Genomic DNA, 20,211 nt, shown 5'->3' with positions numbered 1-20,211 from the left:
AGAAAATAACTTTTTAATAAAGAAGAAATCTATTAATTTGGCGATTTCTTCATTTTCTACATTGTAACCTACAAATGTATGACTTTAATGGATTAGTTGGATAAAATTAATGTTATCACTGGTTCATTGATCATCATTTTACCTGAATCATTATTTTTATTTTGATTCCCTTGTCTATTCCATTTCCCTCCCGAGAAAGTATATAAAAAATCCCTTTCTACGTAGTTATACAGCACAAAAGGAAAATACGTTTTTTGCACTTGAGCTAGATTAGTATTCGAATCGGTAATTGTTTTTTCGACTTTGTTTTTTTCAATCATCAGTTTCTCGAATCCTACGAAAAGGCCGTTTTTTGGAAATTTTAAATTAAAGTCCGTTAGATCAAATCGGTTGATTCTTGTTCCATTTTTTACAGTAACAACAAAATCTTTGTCCAACAATTCTTGGCCAGGAAAACCATTGGAATCAACTTCATATAAATGAATTTTGATGTTGGCGTTTTCGATTCTGCTATCGGTATAAATAGTAACTTGTTTTAGGTATTTTGTCTTTTTATAGGACGCCAAATAAGGAAAAAATTTGGTGTCAATTTTAGGTCCGTTGTCGAAAGCTTGATACATTTCATTTTTGTATTTCCCAATTTCAACTGTTTTGGTGCCAATACTTTTTGAAATCACCACTTCATTCAAAGAATAGGAAGTTGTTTTTAATTTCACAATCGAAGCTTCGGATGCATAAATGATTTTCTTTTCGTATCCCAAAGTGGAGAAAATCAATTTCTTCCCTTTTTCAGTTGTATTAATTTGATAGGTTCCATTTTCTTCTGAAGTAGATCCAATATTCTCGTTCTCAACCCAAATATTTACAAAAGGAATAGGTTTTCCGGTAAGGCTGTCTTTTACAATTCCTTTAATTTGTGCCGAAACGGAGCAAGTAATAAAAACTAGCAACAAAAAAAGTCTTTTTTCTATCATCTTTACTCTATTCTCTTTGAAGCGAATCCACAATTTTTCTATCGTTGCTCAATCTCGGGATTTTGTTTTGTCCGCCCAATTTCCCTATAGATTTCATATAGTCCTGAAAGCCGTTTTTGACCACTTTGGTAATCACTACTTTTCGCAACACATTGCCCACAATCAAATCATCGTAGTAAATGTTTTGTTTGCGCATAGCTTGGTCTAAAGCTTCCGCAAAAGCATCGAGATTTTCGGGTTCTCCCGAGGCATCGGGATCAAATTCGATAAACCATTCGTGAAAGGGCAATCCTTCGTTTGGTGTTATCTGTGGCGCAACAGTAAATTCGTTGATGCGGATATTTGTGCCAACAATAGCTTCTTGCAAAGCGCTTTCGACTTCCTTGCCAATAACGTGTTCGCCAAAAGCTGAAATATAATGTTTAATTCTGCCCGAAACTATAACTCTGTAAGGTTTTAAACTTGTAAATTGGACTGTGTCGCCAATGTTGTAGCTCCAAAGTCCAGCATTGGTTGAAATTATCAAAACATAATTGACATTTAATTCAACCTCGCCAATGGTGTGTCTTTTTGGATTATTAGTAAAAAATTCGTCGCTTTTGATGAATTCGTAGAAAATTCCGGAGTTCAACAAAAGTAGCATTCCTTTTTCCTTTTGGGAATCTTGGTAAGCAAAAAACCCTTCCGAGGCGGGAAATAATTCGATACTATCTACTTTTCGACCAATCAAATTTTCGAATTTGGCGCGATACGGCTCATAATTGACGCCACCATAAATAAACAAATTGAAGTTTTTGAAAATTTCGCCCACAGGCTTCCTTCCTTTTTGGTGTAATTTTTCGAAATACATTTGCACCCAAGACGGAATCCCCGAAATCACGGTCATATTTTGATCGAAAGTTTCTTCGACGATGGCATTGACCTTGGTTTCCCAATCTTCAATACAATTCGTTTCCCAAGAAGGCAATCGGTTTTTTTGAAGGTATTTTGGAACATAATGCGCGACGATTCCAGACAATCTTCCTAGTTTTACACCGTTTTTTTCTTGGAGAATGGGACTTCCTTGCAGGAAAATCATTTTTCCATCGACAAAGTCGGCATTTCCGGTTTCGTGAATGTAATGCAGAATGGCATTTCGTGCCGCGTCGATATGAAAAGGCATCGATTCCTTGGTAAGCGGAATGTATTTGGCTCCCGAAGTCGTGCCTGAAGTTTTAGCAAAATAGAGTGGTTTTCCTTTCCAGAGAATGTTCTCCTCCCCTTTTACAACCTTATCTACATAGGATTTCAAGCCTTCGTAATCGCGAACAGGAACGTTCTTTGAAAAGTCTTCGAAAGTTTTTATTTGATCGAAATGATGGTCAACACCAAACTGTGTGTTCCTGGCTTGACGAATTAAATCCTCGAAAACTTGCTGCTGCGTTGCGACTGGATTAGTTGCCCAAAACTGGGTTTTACGATAAATGTTGCGGGCAAAAAGTTTAGCAAAAAAAGGTTTTAAAGACATTTATAAAAGTTTATTTTTTATTCGCTTTTGATGCGTTGATTTTTGGGTTTTTTTCTTCTTCGGCGACCTCTTTTCTCAATCTAAGTTCTTCCTCAGAAGGGGACATATCGAATTGTGATTGCGCTTCATTTGCGGTTGCCAAAATAGAGTCTTTGTTGAATTTGGCATATTCTAATTCACCTGTCAATACTTTTTGAATGGATTTGATATAGGCTTCATTCCGCTTCAAAGCTAAGGTTAATGAATCCGATTTTAAGGCGAGTTCCGTAGCATCTTTCTTCAATTTAGAAGAAGAATAACCCGGAATAAACTCTCGCAAAGGAGTAAATGCAATAATAAAAGTGGTGAGCGTAATCAAAATAATAGCACCAGAAGTAGCTGCCACAAAAACATTCATCAGATTCAATTTGAAGGAGAAAAGTTCTTCAAAAGTATCCTCATTCATAATAACCAATCGGTTTTTTGTGAATAATTTTTTCTTTAAAATTTGTCGTTTAAGTCTATTTTCAGACATATATTGAGATTATGATACAAATATAATAATTAAAAAACGGAATATTGTGGTCTATTTTTATTGTTGTGAGCAGCAATAAGCATTCAATTTACTGTTTATTCAGATGATTTACTAAATATTATCCTAAAATGATTTCGAGTACAGAATTTCTATATACCTTTGTCGTACGATTTATTACAAATTTGCTTCGGCGATAAATTAATTATAATTATGGGAAGATTAGGTGTAACGGAAATCCTGGTTATTTTAGCGGTTGTTTTATTACTTTTTGGCGGTAAAAAAATACCTGAATTAATGAAAGGATTGGGTAGCGGAATCAAAGAATTCAAAAACGCTGCTAAAGACGATAAACAACCAGCTGATAAAAAAGCAGACGAAACTAAAGAATAAGTTTTCTTAAAATTTCGACTTTAAAAAAAATCCAAACCCCAAGTGATTCATATCCTTGAGGTTTGGATTTTTTGTTTTACAAAACCATCGTCAACTGGATTCTCTTTCTGTCTTCATCTACTTCAGTGACTTTTACGGCAACGTGTTGGTGCAGTTTAACCACTTCATTCACATCGCTTACAAAACCCGCTTTGAGTTGCGAAATGTGAACCAAGCCGCTTTCTTTCAAACCAATATCTACAAAGCATCCAAAATTGGTAATATTGTTGACAATTCCGGGTAAAATCATTCCGTTTCTCAGGTCTTTAATGGTTTTTACATTTGGGTCAAATTCAAAAACTTTCGCTGATTTTCTGGGGTCTAATCCCGGTTTTTCGAGTTCTTTGATGATATCTTTTATTCCCAAAATTCCTATTTCGGATGTGATATAATTTTCGGCTTTAATCAGAGCTGTTTTTTCTTTGTTGGCAATTAAATCATTCACTGAAAGTTTCAAATCTTTTGCCATTTTTTCCACGATTCCATACGCTTCGGGATGAACCGCTGAATTATCTAATGGATTTTTAGCATTCGAAATTCGAATAAAAGCCACACCTTGTTGAAAGGCTTTTTCACCTAAGCGTGGCACTTTTTTCAATTGCTTTCTGTCTTCAAACGGACCATTTTCCGAACGGTATTGTACAATATTTTCGGCCAGCTTCTCTCCTATTCCACTCACATAACTCAACAAATGCTTGCTCGCTGTATTAATATTTATCCCAACGGAATTCACACAACGAATTACCGTATTGTCCAATTCTTCTTTGAGTTTGGTTTGATCTACATCGTGTTGGTACTGCCCCACTCCAATGGCTTTCGGGTCAATTTTTACCAATTCGGCCAAAGGATCCGACAATCGTCTTCCGATAGAAACCGAACCCCGAACGGTCACGTCATAATTGGGAAATTCCTCTCTCGCAATTTTCGAAGCTGAATAAACTGAAGCTCCCGCTTCTGAAACGATGAATACTTGAACCGGTTTGGCTACGCCCTGTTCGCCTTTGGCTCGGGTGTCGAAAGCAATTTTCTTGATGAAAAATTCAGTTTCTCTTGAAGCCGTTCCGTTTCCGATGGAAATGGCGTCAATTTTATACGAATTCACCATCGAACGAATTTTTTTCATTGCCATCGCTTCCTCATTTTGTGGCGCGTGCGGATATATGGTTTCGTTGTACAACAAATCCCCTTTTTCATCCAAACAAACCACTTTACAACCCGAACGAAATCCTGGATCAATCGCCAGAATTCGTTTTTCGCCCAAAGGTGGCGCCAATAATAATTGCCCTAAATTATTCGCAAAAACCTGAATCGAATTAGCATCGGCCTTTGCTTTGGCTTCTTGCAACGCTTCGTTTGAAATGGCTGGATTTAACAATCTTTTATAACTGTCTTCGATGGCTAATTGTACGTGTGGCGTGCTTGGACTTTGACCTTTTAAAACCAATTCATCAATAATATCATAAGCTTCGTCAATATCGACTTCGACTTTGAACTTGATGAAACCTTCATTTTCTGCTCGAAGCATCGCCAGCAATCGGTGAGAAGGAGCTTTTGTCAACGGCTCTGACCAATCGAAATATTGATTGAATTTTTGAGCGTCTTGTTCGTCTTTTTTGGTTTTTACGACTTTGGTCGTGATAGTGGCTTTTCGTTGAAAAAGTCTTCGCAACTGCTTACGAACATAAATATTTTCGTTGATCCATTCGGCGATAATGTCGCGTGCGCCTTGCAAAGCGGCATCTTCATTAATCACATTGTCGTTCAAATATTTGGTCGCCAAGAAATCGACATCGTCGATATTTTGCGCCATTATGATTTTGGCCAAGGGTTCCAATCCGTTTTCGCGAGCGACATCAGCCTTGGTTTTTTTCTTCTTTTTGAATGGCAAATAAAAATCTTCCAGTTCCTGTAAATCGAAACTTTGCTGGATTTTTTTATCCAATTCAGGTGTTAATGCGTTTTGTTCTTCAATAGATTTTAAAATGGCTTCTTTTCTCTTGACGATGACTTCATAATCCTTTTGAAGTTTAGCAATTTGCTCGATTTGAACTTCATCTAAATTTCCTGTTTTGTCTTTTCTGTATCGAGAAATAAATGGAATTGTGCAGTCTTCTTCTAATAATTGAACGGTATTTTGAATGTTTATGGGTGCTGTGTTGACAGTCTTAGCGATGAATTGGATGTTGGTCATTTTTTGATTTTTCTAAAAGCAAAGAAGCGAAGTTTTCGCAAAGTTCGCAAAGGTTTATGAGCTATTTTTTAACTTAATAAATTGGAGTTCTGTATTTCTTTTGCAATTTCTTTTAATAATATATCTGAAACTCCGATGCTTAATTGGTAAGTGTTTATTACTATTTTATCTTTACTTCTATGAATCCAAAAAGGTTGTGTCTGTTTATCTTTATTTGCATATTTTTTTTCTATAAAATTTACGTGGAAGATTTTTTCAATTTCATTATTCTCCTGTGAAGTATCAAAATATCCAACTCCTGAAATAATAACAATTGGAAAGCTCTGAAAAAAATCTGACGATAATAATTTTTCTTTTCTGAAGAAAATAGAATCTGTTTTTGCATTTATAGTTTCTCTACTTGGTGTTGAATTCACTTCTGTAATAAATGTGTTCTCGTGAAAATTGATGTATTGATTATCTGAATAATTAAAAATATAATTAATTAATTTTTGATAATTGAACCAAGTTTTACTTGTTCCAAAATTTATACCATTATTAATTTTAAGAATTTGTCCTTTGTAAGGATAAAGCGGAGAAAAATTATTGAACTCTCTTTCTTTTATATTTTCTGAATTAAAATCTTTAAGATTGCTCCAATCATTTAAATTATTTAATATTTCTCTATTATATTGTATTTCATCCTTTTCAATTATTATAGATGATTCTTTACCGATTATTAAAATATTAGATAAAGGATTTCCCGTTCCAATATATTTATATTCCTCGCAAATTTCTTGTTTGCTTTTCAATTCATCTAAAAGCTTTTTAAATAGACCTTCTTTGTTATTCATAATTATTATTTTTTGTTAAATATAAGTTTTTAAAATCCAATCAAACTCTTTTTTTCTTGAAAATCATTTTCATTTTGGTTGTAAATATCGGTAAGAATAGTTGGTGCGAGAATCTTTGTCTGAAATCCCAATTTATCCGAAAGTTGTTGCGCTTTGGGAACTTCCAAGGCTTTGAATTCGTATTTTGCTATCAATCGTCCTTTTCGCATTAATGCCGAATCTACTTTTGATAAATCAGTATTAAACGAACAAATAATTTGAATATTCAAGCAATCCGAAAGTAATCCGTCGGAAATATTCAACAAAGCTGAAACTGGAGACGAACCGTTTTGCTCTCTGTCAATTACAATGTTTTCGGCATCTTCGATAACAAATATTGAATTGGGATTTTGGATTAATATCGGAAGCAAATCTGGATTGGTTAAAGCATTTGCCATATTCGGCGGTAAAAAAATTACCTTTTTCTTGACGGATGAAATTAAATATCGGATATAAAATGTTTTTCCTGATCCTGGTTTTCCGTGCAACAAAATCAAGCCTTTATCATTATTTTTTGATAATCTTTTGAAGATGGTTTGATGTATTTGTTGAAAATCATCGTTGTAATTGTCTTCTATATTTAGCTTGGGTTTGGTGACTTTTAAAGACGTGGTTTCTATTCCTTGATTGGTGTTAATAAGTAATGAGATTTCTTGCGATTGCTTTTTTACTCGTTTTTTAAATCGAGTTAATTCGTCTATAATGGTTTGAATTTTATCGCTTTGTTTTTCAGTAAAAAGAAAACAGAGTCTCCTTTTTTCTAAAGAAAACACTATAATTATGTTGTCTAAAACACAATAATCTTCTTTTAATTTTGATTTAGTTTCGTTTTCAAATACTCCTTTTTGATAAAAATGTTCTTTGATTTCATTTCGATATTTCTCTAAGAAATAATCATTAGCATTTTCACAATCAATATTTTCTTCTATAACAGCATTTGGAATAGCGTTAAAATGAAGTAAAAACAAATCAAAAACATTAACATATTGATTGTGGCTTCTGAATGCAAATAAATTGCTGGTGTTTCGATTAGAAATTGATTCCGTTAAATTCATCCTTTTTTTGCAAATCAAAAAAAATAGATTTGATTTTGAAACTTGAAAGAACGATATTTTTAAAATTTCTATAGATTTATTTACAGAAAATTATAAATGAATGAATATCATAAACTTGGAAATAAATTTGTACAGTAGTAAAATACAAATTATACGATAAAATCCAAATAATTCTGTTTGTTAATTACCTCAAAACTAGCCTCGGGATAGGCTTTGGCGAAAGCCGTAGGAATTTTTGATTTTCGGTTTTCGTTCCATTTGAATTCGTAACCTCTTAAAATATCATTTTCTTCCTCTAACCAATCCAATTCTTGTTGGTCGTAAGTTCTCCAAAAATAATTATTGGTTCTTATTTTTTGGTAATGCTGTTTTTTTACCCTTTCAGAAGCCAAATAGTTTTCCCAAAGTGCACCAATGTCATTGCGGTTTTCAATTGTATTAAAATTGTTTATAATACCATTTCTAATGCCATTATCATAAAAATACCATCGAGACGATTTTACTATTTCTTTACGGAGATTGCGACTAAAACCTTCTACTTTAAACAAAATAAATACTTTAGAAAGTAGATCCAAATAGTTAGCAACTGTGTTTTTAGACATTTGTAATTGAGTGGCTAATTCTAGTAAAGAAACCTCCTTACCAATTTGAAAGGCAATTAAACGCAGTAAATCATACACTTTGTCAGAATGTTTTATACCATCAAAAATCAAAATATCTTTTAACAAATACGAGTTTATAATCTCGTTAATATAATCTTCTTTACTCTCCCAATCTTCGTATTGTTCCAATTCAGGATAACTTCCAAAAAGTAATCTTTGCTCCAAATTTTCGGTGGTTTTCTTGTAATTTTCTTGCTCCGAAAACTCTATTTGTGATAAGGGAAATAAATATAAAGTGTTTTTTCTCCCTACCAAAGGTTCTCCTAAATTATTAGACAAATCAAATACAGACGAACCAGTGGCAATTATTTTTATCCCATCAATAGAGTCCACAATCAATTTAAGAATCATTCCAATATCTGGAATGTGTTGTGCCTCGTCAATTACTAATAAAGGTGCGTTTGCTAAAAGTTTCTTATAATTACTTACAGATCGTTCTTTTAGCAACTTAATGTCTTTTATATCTTCGCCATTCAATTGCAAATAGGAATCTGCAGGAATGGTTTCTAGGTAATTTTTGATTAAAGCTGTTTTACCAACTCGTCGTGCGCCTAACAAAATCAGTACTTTATTTGGTAGTACTTTGCGGCTAAACTCAGTTAAAACCGCTCGTTTGTAATAATTTGACATTGTAAATTCTTTAGAATTATACTGCAAATATAAATAAAAAACGTTAATTCGGTCAGTGCATTGACTGAATTTACATTAATTCGGTCAGTCAATTGACCGAATTAACATTAATTCAGTCAATTGATAAGATCAATTTGTTTAACATACGGGAAATATTTGGGCAATTACGAGAGAAATCTCTCTTCGAAGGTTAGGTGTTTTAATCCTGAACAATAATATCTTTAGATTCTTCTTCTCTATTGTATTCGGGTTGAATATTGATGTGATTGATTTGGAATTTATTAAATAATACATGCTCTATTTGTTGTAAAATTGTATTGAATTCAGAAACCTTTAAATCTTCCTGACATTCTAAATGTGCCTCGAGATGCAATTCGTCATCGTTAAGATGCCAGACGTGTATATGATGTAATTTATTTACACCTGTAATCTTATGAACCTCGTTTATAATAGTATTGACATCGATATGAGTGGGAGTAAATAGCATTAGCATTTGAGTCGATTTTTTAAGTAAATCAAAACCCACAACAAGTAAATAAAGGGCAATAACCAAAGTCAATACACTATCGACCCAAAACCACTGCAAATATTTCATCAACAAACCTCCAACTAAAACGGCTACCGAAGCTAACATATCGGTAAACAAATGCAAATAAGCCGATTTCATATTCAGGTTATTGTCGGCATCATTTTTTAACATAAAAGCCGATAAACCATTAACAACAATTCCTAAAATAGAAAGCCAAATTACCAATTCAGATTCTATATGTTGTGGATTGAAAAACCGTTCGATGGCGCCATAAACTAAAAATAAAGCTACAATAATTAAGGTTATCGCATTGACGAAAGCTGCAATCAATTCGGCTCTTTTGTAACCAAAAGTTTGATTTACAGATGCTTTTTTCTTCGATAATTTATGGGCAAAAAAACTAAAAACTAAGGAAAGAACATCGGAAAAATTATGTAAAGCATCGGACAATAAAGCCAAACTTCCTGAAATAAGCCCACCTATGACTTGTGCAATTGTAATTACTAAATTTAAAACAATAGAAAATAGTAGATTTTTACCTTCTACTGTATGATGATTGTGGTTATGATGATTTCCCAAAATATTTTAACAACTAATTTTATCGACTCTGTTTTGATGTCTTCCGCCTTCGAATTCAGTAGTTAGAAAAGTTTCTACAATTTCTATAGCTTGTTGAATTGAGGTATAACGAGCAGGAATACTAAGCACATTGGCATTATTATGCAAACGGGTTAAATAAGCAATTTCTTTAGTCCAACACAATCCAGCTCTCACTTTTGGATGTTTATTCACCGTCATGGCAATTCCATTTCCAGAACCACAAATTACAATTCCATAATCGGCTTTTCCTTCTGATACATCGGTCGCTACGGGATGGCCAAAATCAGGATAATCTACAGACGCATCCGTATCTGTTCCGTAGTTGGTTACTTGATGTCCTTTGGATTCTAAATATTGAACAATAGCTTTTTTATATTCTGGTCCTGCGTGGTCGTTTCCGATGGAGATTTTCATAATAAATGGATTGGATTTTGTGCTGCAAATTTACTGAAACAATTACTTCTTTTTAAATTTAAACTATTAAATCTATAACTATCATAGTATGAATAGTATAGATTTTAAAATAAATGATATCTTCAAAAATGAGTTCGAAAAATTATTCTCAATGTAATTTAAATGTTAATTTTTTCTCTGTGTTAATAGTGTTTTGTAAATACTTGATAATCAGTTAACCTTAAATTAACATAAAATGTTTATAACTTTAGATAGAAAATTAGAACTATTTCTTGTTTGTATCAAATAAAAACGTAATCCAAAACTGAAATGAAATAACCAAATTTAGTTTGGTGAATTTTTAGAAAAGTTATCGATAAAGAAAACGATATTGTTAACAAAAAATCAATACAAACTTATTTACAAAAACAATCCATTTTTTATTATCAACGGTTGTTAATAGCTTTTAAAAATAAGCTAAAAATGAATATTTTAACCTCTTAAAACTATGTTAATAAATTGTTATAAAAACCAATAACTAATAAATAATACATTCAAAAATAAACTTATTGTAGTTATTAACACGCTATAATAACCATCAAAAAATTAATTTAAATTTCTTTTTCTTTTTGTTGTTTTTAATAGTTGTTGAAAACTTCAAACAATTTCAAGATTGTTATTCAGTTCATCTAGAATTTTTTGAACCCTTTCGAAATCATTGCGGTGAACTTTGAGATGAATGCCGCCATAGGCTATACTAGCGAATGGATCTACCGCAATTAAATTCTCGTTCTGAAACAAAAAGGGGATTCCTTCATTTTGTAAAATGGATTTCAGGACAATAATCTCGTGTGCAAAATTAAATACGGTAATCGTTTGAAAATCTTCCATTTTGTAAATTTTTATAAAGATACAAAAGTTATATTTTAGATAATTCTATTCTCCGTTTTCTGTTTTCTATTTTCTATTTTGTAATTTTAGACTCTTAAGAAAAGAACTATGGGTAAGAAACTGCGAAAACCAGTAAAAAAAGAGAAAGATTTCTCTGAAAAAATAATAAAAGTACTGTCACAAAATGCTAATAAAGGATTCAATTACAAACAAATAGCTGCTATTTTAGACAAAGATGATACCAAAAGCAGAAACGAAATCATCAGAGATTTAAAAATTCTTGCTTCCCAAAAGAAAATTATCGAGTCCGAACCTGGAAAATACCTTATCAAAGCCATTAGCCAAGATTACTACGAAGGAAAAATAGATATGACAGGTCGAAAAACCGCTTATTTTGTTTGTCCTGAATTAGAAGAAGATGTTTTTATTCCTACCAATAATTTGAACAGAGCTTTAGACAAAGACACGGTAAAAGTCTATGTTTATAACCGTAGAAAAGGCCGAAGACCTGAAGGTGAAGTGATTGAAGTGGTCGAAAGGGTAAAAACAGATTTTGTTGGTGTTATTGACATTCAAAAGAATTTTGCCTTTGTTTCGACTGCCAATCCTAAAATGTACACCGATATTTTTATTCCAAAAGATAAATTAGGCGAAGCAGAACAAGGCGACGTGGTTTTGGTTCATATAGAAGATTGGCCCAAAAGAGCCGATAGTCCATTTGGAAATGTTATAAAAGTACTGGGAAAACCTGGAGAACACGATACCGAAATTCACGCCATCTTAGCAGAATACGGTTTACCAGCTGAATTTCCTGTCGATGTAGAAGTCTATGCGCAAAAAATTGACACTTCGATTACCGAAGAAGAAATCAAAAATCGTCGGGATATGCGTGATACTTTGACATTTACGATTGATCCAAAGGATGCTAAAGATTTTGATGATGCCTTGTCTTTCAAAAAGTTAGAAAACGGTCATTACGAAATTGGAATTCATATTGCCGATGTATCGCATTATCTTCAAGAAGGAACGATTTTAGATGACGAAGCCTATCAACGAGCGACTTCTGTGTATTTAGTTGATAGAGTAGTTCCAATGTTACCTGAAGTGTTGTCTAATTTTGCTTGTTCGTTGCGTCCGCAAGAAGAGAAATATACCTTTTCTGCGATATTCGAAATTACCGAAACTGCTCAAGTGGTCAATCAATGGTTTGGAAGAACCGTGATTTTTTCGGATCAGCGATTTGCTTACGAAGAGGCACAATATATCATAGAAACAAAAAACAATACAATTCCGGCTGAAATTTCTATCACAGGAAGTTCGTATCAAGTTTCGGATGAAATTGTCGCAGCCACGCTAAAAATGCAAGATTTAGCAAAAGTACTACGTAGAAATAGAATGAATAATGGTGCCATTTCTTTTGATAAAGTCGAAGTAAAATTCAATTTAGACGAAGAAGGCGAACCAGAAGGTGTTTATTTCAAAATTTCGAAAGATGCCAATCATTTGATCGAAGAATTTATGCTTTTAGCCAATAGAAAAGTGGCGGAATATATTGGTAAACAAAAGAAAACTTTTATTTATCGTATTCACGACGAACCAAATGAAGATAAATTAATTGCGATGCAAACGGTGATTTCTAAATTTGGATACAAAATAGATTTCAGAAACAAAGGTGATATTTCAAAATCATTGAATGCTTTGTTGAATGATGTTGTGGGTAAAAAAGAGCAGAATCTTATTGATACACTGGCAATTAGAACAATGAGTAAAGCCAAATATTCGACGGATAATATAGGGCATTATGGATTGGCTTTTGATTATTACAGTCATTTTACTTCACCTATTCGTCGTTATCCTGATGTTATGGTGCATCGATTGTTGCAGTTTTATCTTGATGGAAGAAAATCAGTCGATGAAGAAAAATACGAAGTAAAATGTTTACATTCTTCTACAATGGAAGGTTTAGCCTCGAATGCTGAACGTGATTCTGTCAAATATATGCAAGTAAAATATATGCAAAATCATAACGATCAGGAATTTTTAGGTGTTATTTCTGGTGTAACCGAATGGGGAATTTTTGTTGAAATTATAGAAAATAAATGCGAAGGAATGATCCGAATTCGAGAAATAAAAGAGGATTATTACACCTTCGATGAAAAGCAATATGCTTTAGTTGGCGCAACCACAAAGGCTTTATTGCAATTAGGAGATGAGATTTACGTAAAAGTGAAGAACGCCGATTTAGTTAAAAAACAATTGGATTTTAATTTTATAAGAAGGAATGAATAAGTTTTTTATTTTAAAATAAAAATACTATTTGCAAATTCAAGTTTACAAATAGTATTACTATTTGCAAAGTGTACTTTACAAAAAGTAATACTATTTGTAATAGTACGACAATTTTTTTATTACATTTGTATCTTAAAAAATAAGGTAAAATGAATTTTAAAAGAAAGATTTTCAATTCGTTAGAAAAACATTTGACGGTAAAACAGGTTTCAGTAATTACTGGAATGCGAAGAACTGGCAAAACTACATTAGTAAAACAACTAATGGAAGCCTCAAATATCAAGCATAAGCTCTTTTTTGATTTAGAAAAATTAGAAGATAGAGATCGATTTAATATTAGAAATTATGATTTAATCATTACAAAATTAAGCGAAGAAGGAGTAGATTTTTCTAAAAAAGTAATGATTTGTATTGATGAAATTCAATTATTACCCAATATTCCTAGTGTTATCAAATATTTGTATGATCATTATGATATTAAATTTATTGTAACAGGTTCTAGTTCCTATTACATTAAAAATAAGTTTCAGGAATCGATGGCTGGACGAAAGAAAATTTTTGAAATTTATCCTTTAGATTTTGGAGAATATTTAACTTTTAATAATTTTAAATTCAAAGCATTAGAAAATTTGGAATCATTAGTAAATGATACTTTTATTAAGGAAGAAATACAAAAACATTATAATGATTATTGCACATACGGTGGATTTCCAGAAGTTGTTTTATCTAAAGATATTGTTGAAAAAAAAGATATTTTGCAAGATATTTTAAGTTCTTATATCAATATCGATTTAGTTCAAATTGCCGATATCAAAAAAATGCCAGAATTACGGAATATTATCAAACTTTTAGCAGCTCGAATTGGATCAAAATTAGATATTTCTAAAATTGCAAATACAGTTAATTTATCCCGTCAAACGGTTGATAATTATATTTATTTATTAGAAAACACTTATTTTATAAAAACCATTCCAGTGTATTCATTGAATGCTGATAGAGAAATTGTTAAAGCTCGAAAAGTTTATTTTTTGGATAATGGAATTGCTACACAATTTGCCGAATTAAGTAGTGGATCTAAGTTTGAAAATGCTATTTTTAATCAGTTGCATCATTTTGGAGAACTGAGTTATTATCAACTCAAAACAGGTCCAGAAATTGATTTCATTATTGATAAAAAAATAGCTTTTGAAGTCAAAGAAACAGCACAACCTATAGATTATAAAAAGCTAATGAATTTGGCTAAAAAAATTAATATCGAAAAAGGCTTTGTGTTGGGTAAAAATAACACAAACTTTGAATGGTTTGTATGGGGAGGAATGATTCGATAATTTTATAAATTCTTAAAGATTAAACACAATGAAAAAGATAATTTTTATCGCTTTTGTGATGATTTCACAATTAAATTATAGTCAAACTACCATCAAATTAGAAAATTTTGATGAAGTGAAAGTCTTTGATCAATTGAATGTAACTTTAGTTCAATCTAATGAAAACAAGGTGGTTGTAACAGGAAAAAACGAAACCGATTTTGAAGCAGTGAATAAAAATGGCGTTCTAAAACTAAGAATGTCAGTAACAAAAATCTTGTCTGGTGCCGATACAAAAGTGACGCTATACTTCAAAAATATTAAAAGTATCGATGCTAATGAAGGATGTATTGTAAGCAGCAAACACATTTTCAAACAAACTACAATGAATTTATCTTGTCAAGAAGGAGCCAAAATCGATGTGGAATTAGATGTAGATAACGTAAATTCAAAATTATATTCAGGCGGAATAATTAATTTATACGGTCAAGCGGTTACTCAAAAAACGAGTATCAATTCAGGTGGAATTTTCTATGGCAAAGATTTAGTAACATCACAAACAACAGTGAGTGTTTCGGCAGGCGGCAGTGCCGATGTAAACGCCTCAACTCTTGTAGATGCTAAAGTAAATGCGGGAGGAACTATTGCTATTTATGGTAAACCAAAAGAAATTAAACAACAAACTTTTGCTGGCGGAACGATTACCGAAAAATAATTTCATTACCGTTTTGTAGCTGCATTTCCTTTTTAACTAATAAATTATTAATTTTTTTTAATGATAAACGATATTTTATCCGGTATTCCTTGGGGGATATTTTTAAGTTTTATGATAGGCCCTGTTTTTTTTATATTATTGGAAACCAGTATTATAAAAGGATTTAGAGCTGCTTTAGTTTTCGATTTAGGAGTTGTTTTAGGCGATATTGTATTCATCACAATTGCTTATTTAGGAAGTTATCGATTGATAACAAGCATTAAAGATAATTCCGCACTTTTTATGTTTGGAGGAATCCTAATGCTGGCTTATGGAGTAATTTCCTTTATTGGTTTACATAAAGAAAGGAGAATTGATACCAAAAAAATTGATAACGAAATCATCAGAAAAGATTATCTAGGATTATTTATAAAAGGCTTTTTTCTGAATATTATCAACATTGGAGTTTTGGGTTTTTGGCTAGCTGTTATTATTTCGGTTGGACCAAAACTAGAAATGCAAACCTCAAGAATGCTCACCTTTTTCATTTCAGTAATTGTATCCTATGTATTGATTGATTGCATCAAAATACTATTAGCCAAGCAGTTAAAAAACAAAATGACACCAACCAACATTCTAAAAATCAAAAAAGGAATCAGTATTGTTTTGATGATTTTTGGAGTGGCTTTAATCATTCAAGGTTGGTTTCCAAAAGAAAAAGAACAATTGAAAGATGTTTTGGAAAGGATTGATGAGTAAGGTTTTATTAAGAGTAATATAAAAGTGGGTATATTTATGAGTTTTGGGAATTTTATTAAAATCAACACCTATAATAAATGAATTTTTGGAAAGATTTATTCAATAAAAAAAACATTAAGAAAAAACTTGAAGAAAGAGTTAGAATTACTCCTGAAAACATTTCAAATTGGTCTAAAATTAATGCAGTATTTCAAAGTGGACAAACAAAGTTTGATTCTCAAAACCGTTTGAGATATTTACACCGAGCTCCAGTTGGAGATTTGATACTTATTAGAGTAGCAAAAAACGGAGAACCTATTTATAAAGAATCGGCGGAAGAATGGTTTGATCCCGAAAGTCAAAAAGCAATAAATTTTATTTGGACATAAAATTATAAAAATTAACTATAATATATAGAGTTCATTTCTTGTCCAATACTAACAATTAAAACCAAGTTAGATTAGTTTCTTTATTTTGTATCTATATCATAAATACAACATCCTTTTCCTAAAAATTAAACATAAAAAAACCTCTCAAAAAGAGAGGTTAATTCAGAGGCATCGTCCGGATTCGAACCGGAGTAGGAGCTTTTGCAGAGCCCAGCCTAGCCGCTCGGCCACGACGCCAATTATTTATTGGTGTGCAAATATAAGTAAAAGTTTAAAAGTTTAAAGTTTAAAGTTTAAAAAATTTTGTTTCCTAAAATCTGAAATCAAAAATCGTTAATCTACAATCAAAAATCCTAATTCCTGTATTCTTCCATTTCTATCGTAACAGCTTCAACATCACCGCCAATAGGAGGATTCAGTTTAGAAACTGCCAAAGTAATTCTAGAAATAGAAGCTACTTCATCAAAAATTCTTTTGATAATTCGGTGAGCAACGTGTTCCAAAAGTTGTGATCTAATCGCCATTTCTTCCTCGACAATGCGGTTCAACAGCACATAATCTACCGTATCTTCCAGCTGATCCGAAAGAGCTGATTTACGTAAATCGGTTTTCACTTCTAAATCAACCGAATAATCAGAACCTATTTTTCCTTCTTCGATTAAACAACCGTGATAGGAGTAAGTACGGATGTTTTTTAGTTTTATAATTCCCATTTTTTTATTTAATTTTAGTTGAAAAAGGTAATATATGGTCGCTGATTATTGCTTCGATGTAAACAATTTTATTTTCTTCATCAACTTTAAAAAAGACTTTATAAGGAAATTTTTGTACAGGAATTTTTCTGATATTACCGAAATCAGTTTGATAAAAGGGATTTACTTTTAAAGATTCAATTACTTTTCTGACTTGATAATAAAATTTATCTCCTAGTTCATTTGATAAACTTTTATAATATAGAGCTATTTCATTCAAATCTTGTTCAGCCCAAAAAAGCATTTCAATAGCATATTTATCCATTGAAATTCCATTTTTTGTCTAAATCTTTCTTTACCTCTTCCCAGCTTCTGTAATCCTCTGGTTTTGAAGTTTTTATTCTATCCAAAACTATATCTTGTTGCCATTGAGGAACTGACTTATCTAAATTTTCAAATTCTTCATCAACCGAAACTTCTGGTTTATCTTTTAAATATTCCATAAAAGTATGGTAGAAATCATCTGGAAAACTAACTTTTACTTGTCTCATAACATTTGATGTTTATACAAAAATAGGAATAAATTTAATTCGAAGTCTATTATCTCCAAGTCTATTATCTATCATCTATTTTTTTACCTTTGCTAAAATTACAAAAATTATGTACACCGAAGAGAAATCACTTCATTTTATAGAACAAATTATCGAAGACAGTTTAGCTAGCGGTTTTCCACAAGATAAATTACGTTTCCGTTTTCCGCCTGAACCTAATGGCTATTTACACATTGGCCACGCAAAATCCATTTGTTTGAATTTTGGTTTGGGTTTAAAGTACAATGCTCCAGTCAATTTGCGTTTCGACGACACCAATCCAGCCAAAGAAGAGCAGGAATATGTGGATGCCATCAAAGAAGATTTGCTTTGGTTAGGCTTCAATTGGGCTGAAGAACGATATGCATCTGATTATTTTCAGCAGTTGTACGATTGGGCCATTTTGATGATAAAAAAAGGAAAAGCCTATGTTGACAGTCAATCTTCGTCAGCTATGGCGGCTCAAAAAGGAACACCAACCCAACCAGGAGTTGACGGACCGTATAGAAGTCGTTCAGTGGAAGAGAATTTGAGGTTGTTCGAAGGAATGAAAAACGGAGATTTTCCTGAAGGAAGTCACGTTTTACGTGCCAAAATAGATATGGCTTCGACCAATATGTTGATGCGTGATCCATTGATGTACAGAATATTACACCGTCATCATCATAGAACGGGAGACGATTGGAATATCTATCCAATGTATGATTATGCACACGGCGAAAGCGATTATATCGAGCAAATATCACACTCGATTTGTACATTAGAATTTGTGATGCACAGAGAATTATACAATTGGTTTTTAGACCAAATTTATGACGATACTTTAGTTAGACCCAACCAATATGAATTTGCGCGTTTGAATTTGAATTACACGGTAATGAGCAAAAGAAAATTATTGCAATTGGTTCAGGAAAATATAGTCAACGGTTGGGATGATCCAAGAATGCCAACGATTTCAGGTTTAAGAAGACGAGGGTATACACCATCTTCAATTCGAAAATTCTGTGATGTTATTGGTGTTGCCAAACGTGAAAATATCATTGATGTTTCGCTTTTGGAGTTTTGTTTGCGTGAAGATTTGAACAAAACGGCTCCAAGGGTTATGGCCGTTTTAGATCCAATAAAAGTCGTAATTACCAATTATCCTGATGGAAAAGAAGAACTTTTGGATGCTGAAAATAACCAAGAAGATGAATCGGCAGGATTTAGAAAAGTACCTTTTTCGAAAGAATTATACATCGAAAGAGACGACTTTTTGGAAGTGGCTCCAGCCAAATTTTTCCGTTTGTCTTTAGGTAATGAAGTGCGATTGAAAAATGCATATATCATTAAAGGAGAATCTGTTGTAAAAGATGCAGCTGGAAATATTACCGAAATTCACGTGACTTATGATACCGATTCTTTGAGCGGAAGTGGGAGTGAAGCATCTAAAAGAAAAGTGGCTGGAACCTTGCATTGGGTTTCCATCAAACACGCTATCGAAGCCGAAGTTCGTCTGTATGACCGACTTTTTATAGACGAGGCACCCGACAGTCATAAGGAGAAAAACTTCCTTGATTTTATGAATGCTAACTCGCTGCAAATCGTAAAAGGATTTGTAGAACCAAGTTTGTCTTCGGTTAAATCTGGAGATAAATTTCAGTTCCAACGCATTGGATATTTCAATGTAGATAAAGATGCAACTGCTTCTAAATTAGTTTTTAACAAAACGGTTGGACTCAAAGACGCTTGGGAAGAAAAAGGCAAAAAAGAGGAAAATAGCATCAATAATTCTTTGAAAGAAATCAATAAATATTTCAAAGTTGCCACAAGAGAAGAACGAATTGGGATTCGAAAAGCGATAGGGCAGACCTTGTCCGGAATTGCCAATTACAGTTTGCTGCAAAATTCATTCAAGAAGAATATCAACAACAATAAAAGTTCTTTGTTGTTTGCACAGTTTGTTTTGAAATATTCCAGCTTGAAATTTTCAGATTTTGATAAAGAGGATTTAACTAAATTGTATTTAATGTCTTTGAGAAGCGAATCGACTTTTGTTCGTTCGAGAGCACTTTTGAATTTATTGAATTTAGATTACGATTCTGATTTTGTAAATTCTTTCAAAGAAGAAATTTTGAAATTAAAATCCAATCCGACTAAATCAACAACCGAAAGAGAAGTCGAATTTATCGAACAAGTTTTAAATAAAGAATAACTATAGAAAGCGCTTTTAGGAGCGCTTTTATTTATTATATGTTTTTACGATTGTTTTATTAAATTTTATCA

20 protein-coding genes and 1 tRNA gene are annotated in these 20,211 nt (G+C 32.3%); 7 read left to right on the top strand and 14 right to left on the bottom strand.

Annotated elements, in window-relative coordinates; genetic code table 11:
- Positions 1-92: 92 nt before the first annotated feature.
- From E1750_RS10915 to E1750_RS10905, 3 genes are read right to left on the bottom strand one after another with little or no spacing between them, the layout of a single operon-like run.
- Complete coding sequence (locus E1750_RS10915) at positions 93-974, bottom strand: carboxypeptidase-like regulatory domain-containing protein (RefSeq protein ID WP_227873876.1); 882 nt, start codon at positions 972-974, stop codon at positions 93-95.
- Positions 975-981: 7 nt separating this feature from the next.
- Entirely contained in the window at positions 982-2,481 is a 1,500-nt protein-coding gene (locus E1750_RS10910; protein ID WP_133276810.1) for a GH3 family domain-containing protein, read from the bottom strand.
- A 10-nt stretch (positions 2,482-2,491) separates the two neighbouring features.
- Positions 2,492-2,995, bottom strand: a complete 504-nt coding sequence (locus E1750_RS10905) for a peptidase (protein ID WP_133276809.1) — start codon at positions 2,993-2,995, stop codon at positions 2,492-2,494.
- A gap of 210 nt (positions 2,996-3,205) precedes the next feature.
- Between E1750_RS10905 and tatA the strand changes: the two genes are divergently transcribed.
- The gene (gene tatA / locus E1750_RS10900; RefSeq protein WP_133276808.1) at positions 3,206-3,385 is read left to right on the top strand and encodes a twin-arginine translocase TatA/TatE family subunit; all 180 of its coding nucleotides are present in this window, start codon (positions 3,206-3,208) and stop codon (positions 3,383-3,385) included.
- A 76-nt stretch (positions 3,386-3,461) separates the two neighbouring features.
- On the opposite strand, the gene E1750_RS10895 is transcribed toward tatA, so the two are convergent.
- The 7 genes from E1750_RS10895 to E1750_RS10865 form a co-directional block, all read right to left on the bottom strand.
- Positions 3,462-5,615, bottom strand: a complete 2,154-nt coding sequence (locus E1750_RS10895) for a Tex family protein (RefSeq protein WP_133276807.1) — start codon at positions 5,613-5,615, stop codon at positions 3,462-3,464.
- 68 nt (positions 5,616-5,683) lie between these two features.
- Positions 5,684-6,448 carry a hypothetical protein gene (locus tag E1750_RS10890; protein WP_133276806.1) on the bottom strand — a complete coding sequence of 255 codons (765 nt, stop codon included), beginning with the start codon at positions 6,446-6,448 and terminating at the stop codon, positions 5,684-5,686.
- 29 nt (positions 6,449-6,477) lie between these two features.
- Entirely contained in the window at positions 6,478-7,542 is a 1,065-nt protein-coding gene (locus E1750_RS10885) for an AAA family ATPase (RefSeq protein ID WP_133276805.1), read from the bottom strand.
- A 149-nt stretch (positions 7,543-7,691) separates the two neighbouring features.
- A complete protein-coding gene (locus E1750_RS10880) occupies positions 7,692-8,834 on the bottom strand; it encodes an ATP-binding protein (protein WP_133276804.1) in 1,143 nt (380 codons plus the stop codon).
- A 199-nt stretch (positions 8,835-9,033) separates the two neighbouring features.
- Entirely contained in the window at positions 9,034-9,942 is a 909-nt protein-coding gene (locus tag E1750_RS10875; protein WP_133276803.1) for a cation diffusion facilitator family transporter, read from the bottom strand.
- A gap of 6 nt (positions 9,943-9,948) precedes the next feature.
- Positions 9,949-10,377 (bottom strand): ribose 5-phosphate isomerase B, encoded by a 429-nt coding sequence (gene rpiB / locus E1750_RS10870; RefSeq protein WP_133276802.1) that lies wholly within the window; start codon positions 10,375-10,377, stop codon positions 9,949-9,951.
- A 636-nt stretch (positions 10,378-11,013) separates the two neighbouring features.
- On the bottom strand, positions 11,014-11,247 hold the full coding sequence (locus E1750_RS10865; RefSeq protein WP_133276801.1) for a putative signal transducing protein: 234 nt from the start codon (positions 11,245-11,247) through the stop codon (positions 11,014-11,016).
- Between the two features lie 108 nt (positions 11,248-11,355).
- Here E1750_RS10865 and rnr point away from each other — a divergent pair, with 108 nt between their 5' ends.
- From rnr to E1750_RS10840, 5 genes are all read left to right on the top strand, one after another.
- Positions 11,356-13,536, top strand: coding sequence for a ribonuclease R (rnr, locus tag E1750_RS10860; RefSeq protein ID WP_133276800.1), 2,181 nt, complete (start codon positions 11,356-11,358; stop codon positions 13,534-13,536).
- Positions 13,537-13,685: 149 nt separating this feature from the next.
- Positions 13,686-14,864 carry an ATP-binding protein gene (locus E1750_RS10855; RefSeq protein ID WP_133276799.1) on the top strand — a complete coding sequence of 393 codons (1,179 nt, stop codon included), beginning with the start codon at positions 13,686-13,688 and terminating at the stop codon, positions 14,862-14,864.
- A gap of 28 nt (positions 14,865-14,892) precedes the next feature.
- Positions 14,893-15,558, top strand: coding sequence for a head GIN domain-containing protein (locus E1750_RS10850; protein WP_133276798.1), 666 nt, complete (start codon positions 14,893-14,895; stop codon positions 15,556-15,558).
- A 60-nt stretch (positions 15,559-15,618) separates the two neighbouring features.
- Positions 15,619-16,296 (top strand): LysE family translocator, encoded by a 678-nt coding sequence (locus tag E1750_RS10845; RefSeq protein WP_133276797.1) that lies wholly within the window; start codon positions 15,619-15,621, stop codon positions 16,294-16,296.
- 77 nt (positions 16,297-16,373) lie between these two features.
- On the top strand, positions 16,374-16,664 hold the full coding sequence (locus tag E1750_RS10840) for a hypothetical protein (RefSeq protein WP_133276796.1): 291 nt from the start codon (positions 16,374-16,376) through the stop codon (positions 16,662-16,664).
- Positions 16,665-16,830: 166 nt separating this feature from the next.
- Here the strand turns inward: E1750_RS10840 and E1750_RS17760 are convergent.
- The 4 genes from E1750_RS17760 to E1750_RS10825 form a co-directional block, all read right to left on the bottom strand.
- Positions 16,831-16,901: transfer RNA gene (locus E1750_RS17760), tRNA-Cys, on the bottom strand.
- 116 nt (positions 16,902-17,017) lie between these two features.
- The gene (gene folB, locus E1750_RS10835; protein WP_133276795.1) at positions 17,018-17,377 is read right to left on the bottom strand and encodes a dihydroneopterin aldolase; all 360 of its coding nucleotides are present in this window, start codon (positions 17,375-17,377) and stop codon (positions 17,018-17,020) included.
- 4 nt (positions 17,378-17,381) lie between these two features.
- Positions 17,382-17,681 carry a type II toxin-antitoxin system RelE/ParE family toxin gene (locus E1750_RS10830; protein WP_133276794.1) on the bottom strand — a complete coding sequence of 100 codons (300 nt, stop codon included), beginning with the start codon at positions 17,679-17,681 and terminating at the stop codon, positions 17,382-17,384.
- Positions 17,674-17,907: a hypothetical protein gene (locus E1750_RS10825; protein ID WP_133276793.1), complete on the bottom strand. Its 234-nt coding sequence runs from the start codon at positions 17,905-17,907 to the stop codon at positions 17,674-17,676. The genes E1750_RS10830 and E1750_RS10825 overlap by 8 nt, the downstream gene beginning before the upstream one ends.
- 109 nt (positions 17,908-18,016) lie before the next feature.
- On the opposite strand from E1750_RS10825, the gene E1750_RS10820 reads away from it, so the two are divergent.
- Positions 18,017-20,140 (top strand): glutamine--tRNA ligase/YqeY domain fusion protein, encoded by a 2,124-nt coding sequence (locus tag E1750_RS10820; RefSeq protein ID WP_133276792.1) that lies wholly within the window; start codon positions 18,017-18,019, stop codon positions 20,138-20,140.
- Positions 20,141-20,211: the final 71 nt, after the last annotated feature.

The sequence above is a fragment of the Flavobacterium nackdongense genome (genome assembly GCF_004355225.1).
In the GTDB taxonomy this organism is placed as follows: Bacteria; Bacteroidota; Bacteroidia; order Flavobacteriales; family Flavobacteriaceae; genus Flavobacterium; species Flavobacterium nackdongense.
Note: the sequence above shows the minus strand (reverse complement) of the source record. Positions and strands in the feature narration are given on the sequence as shown.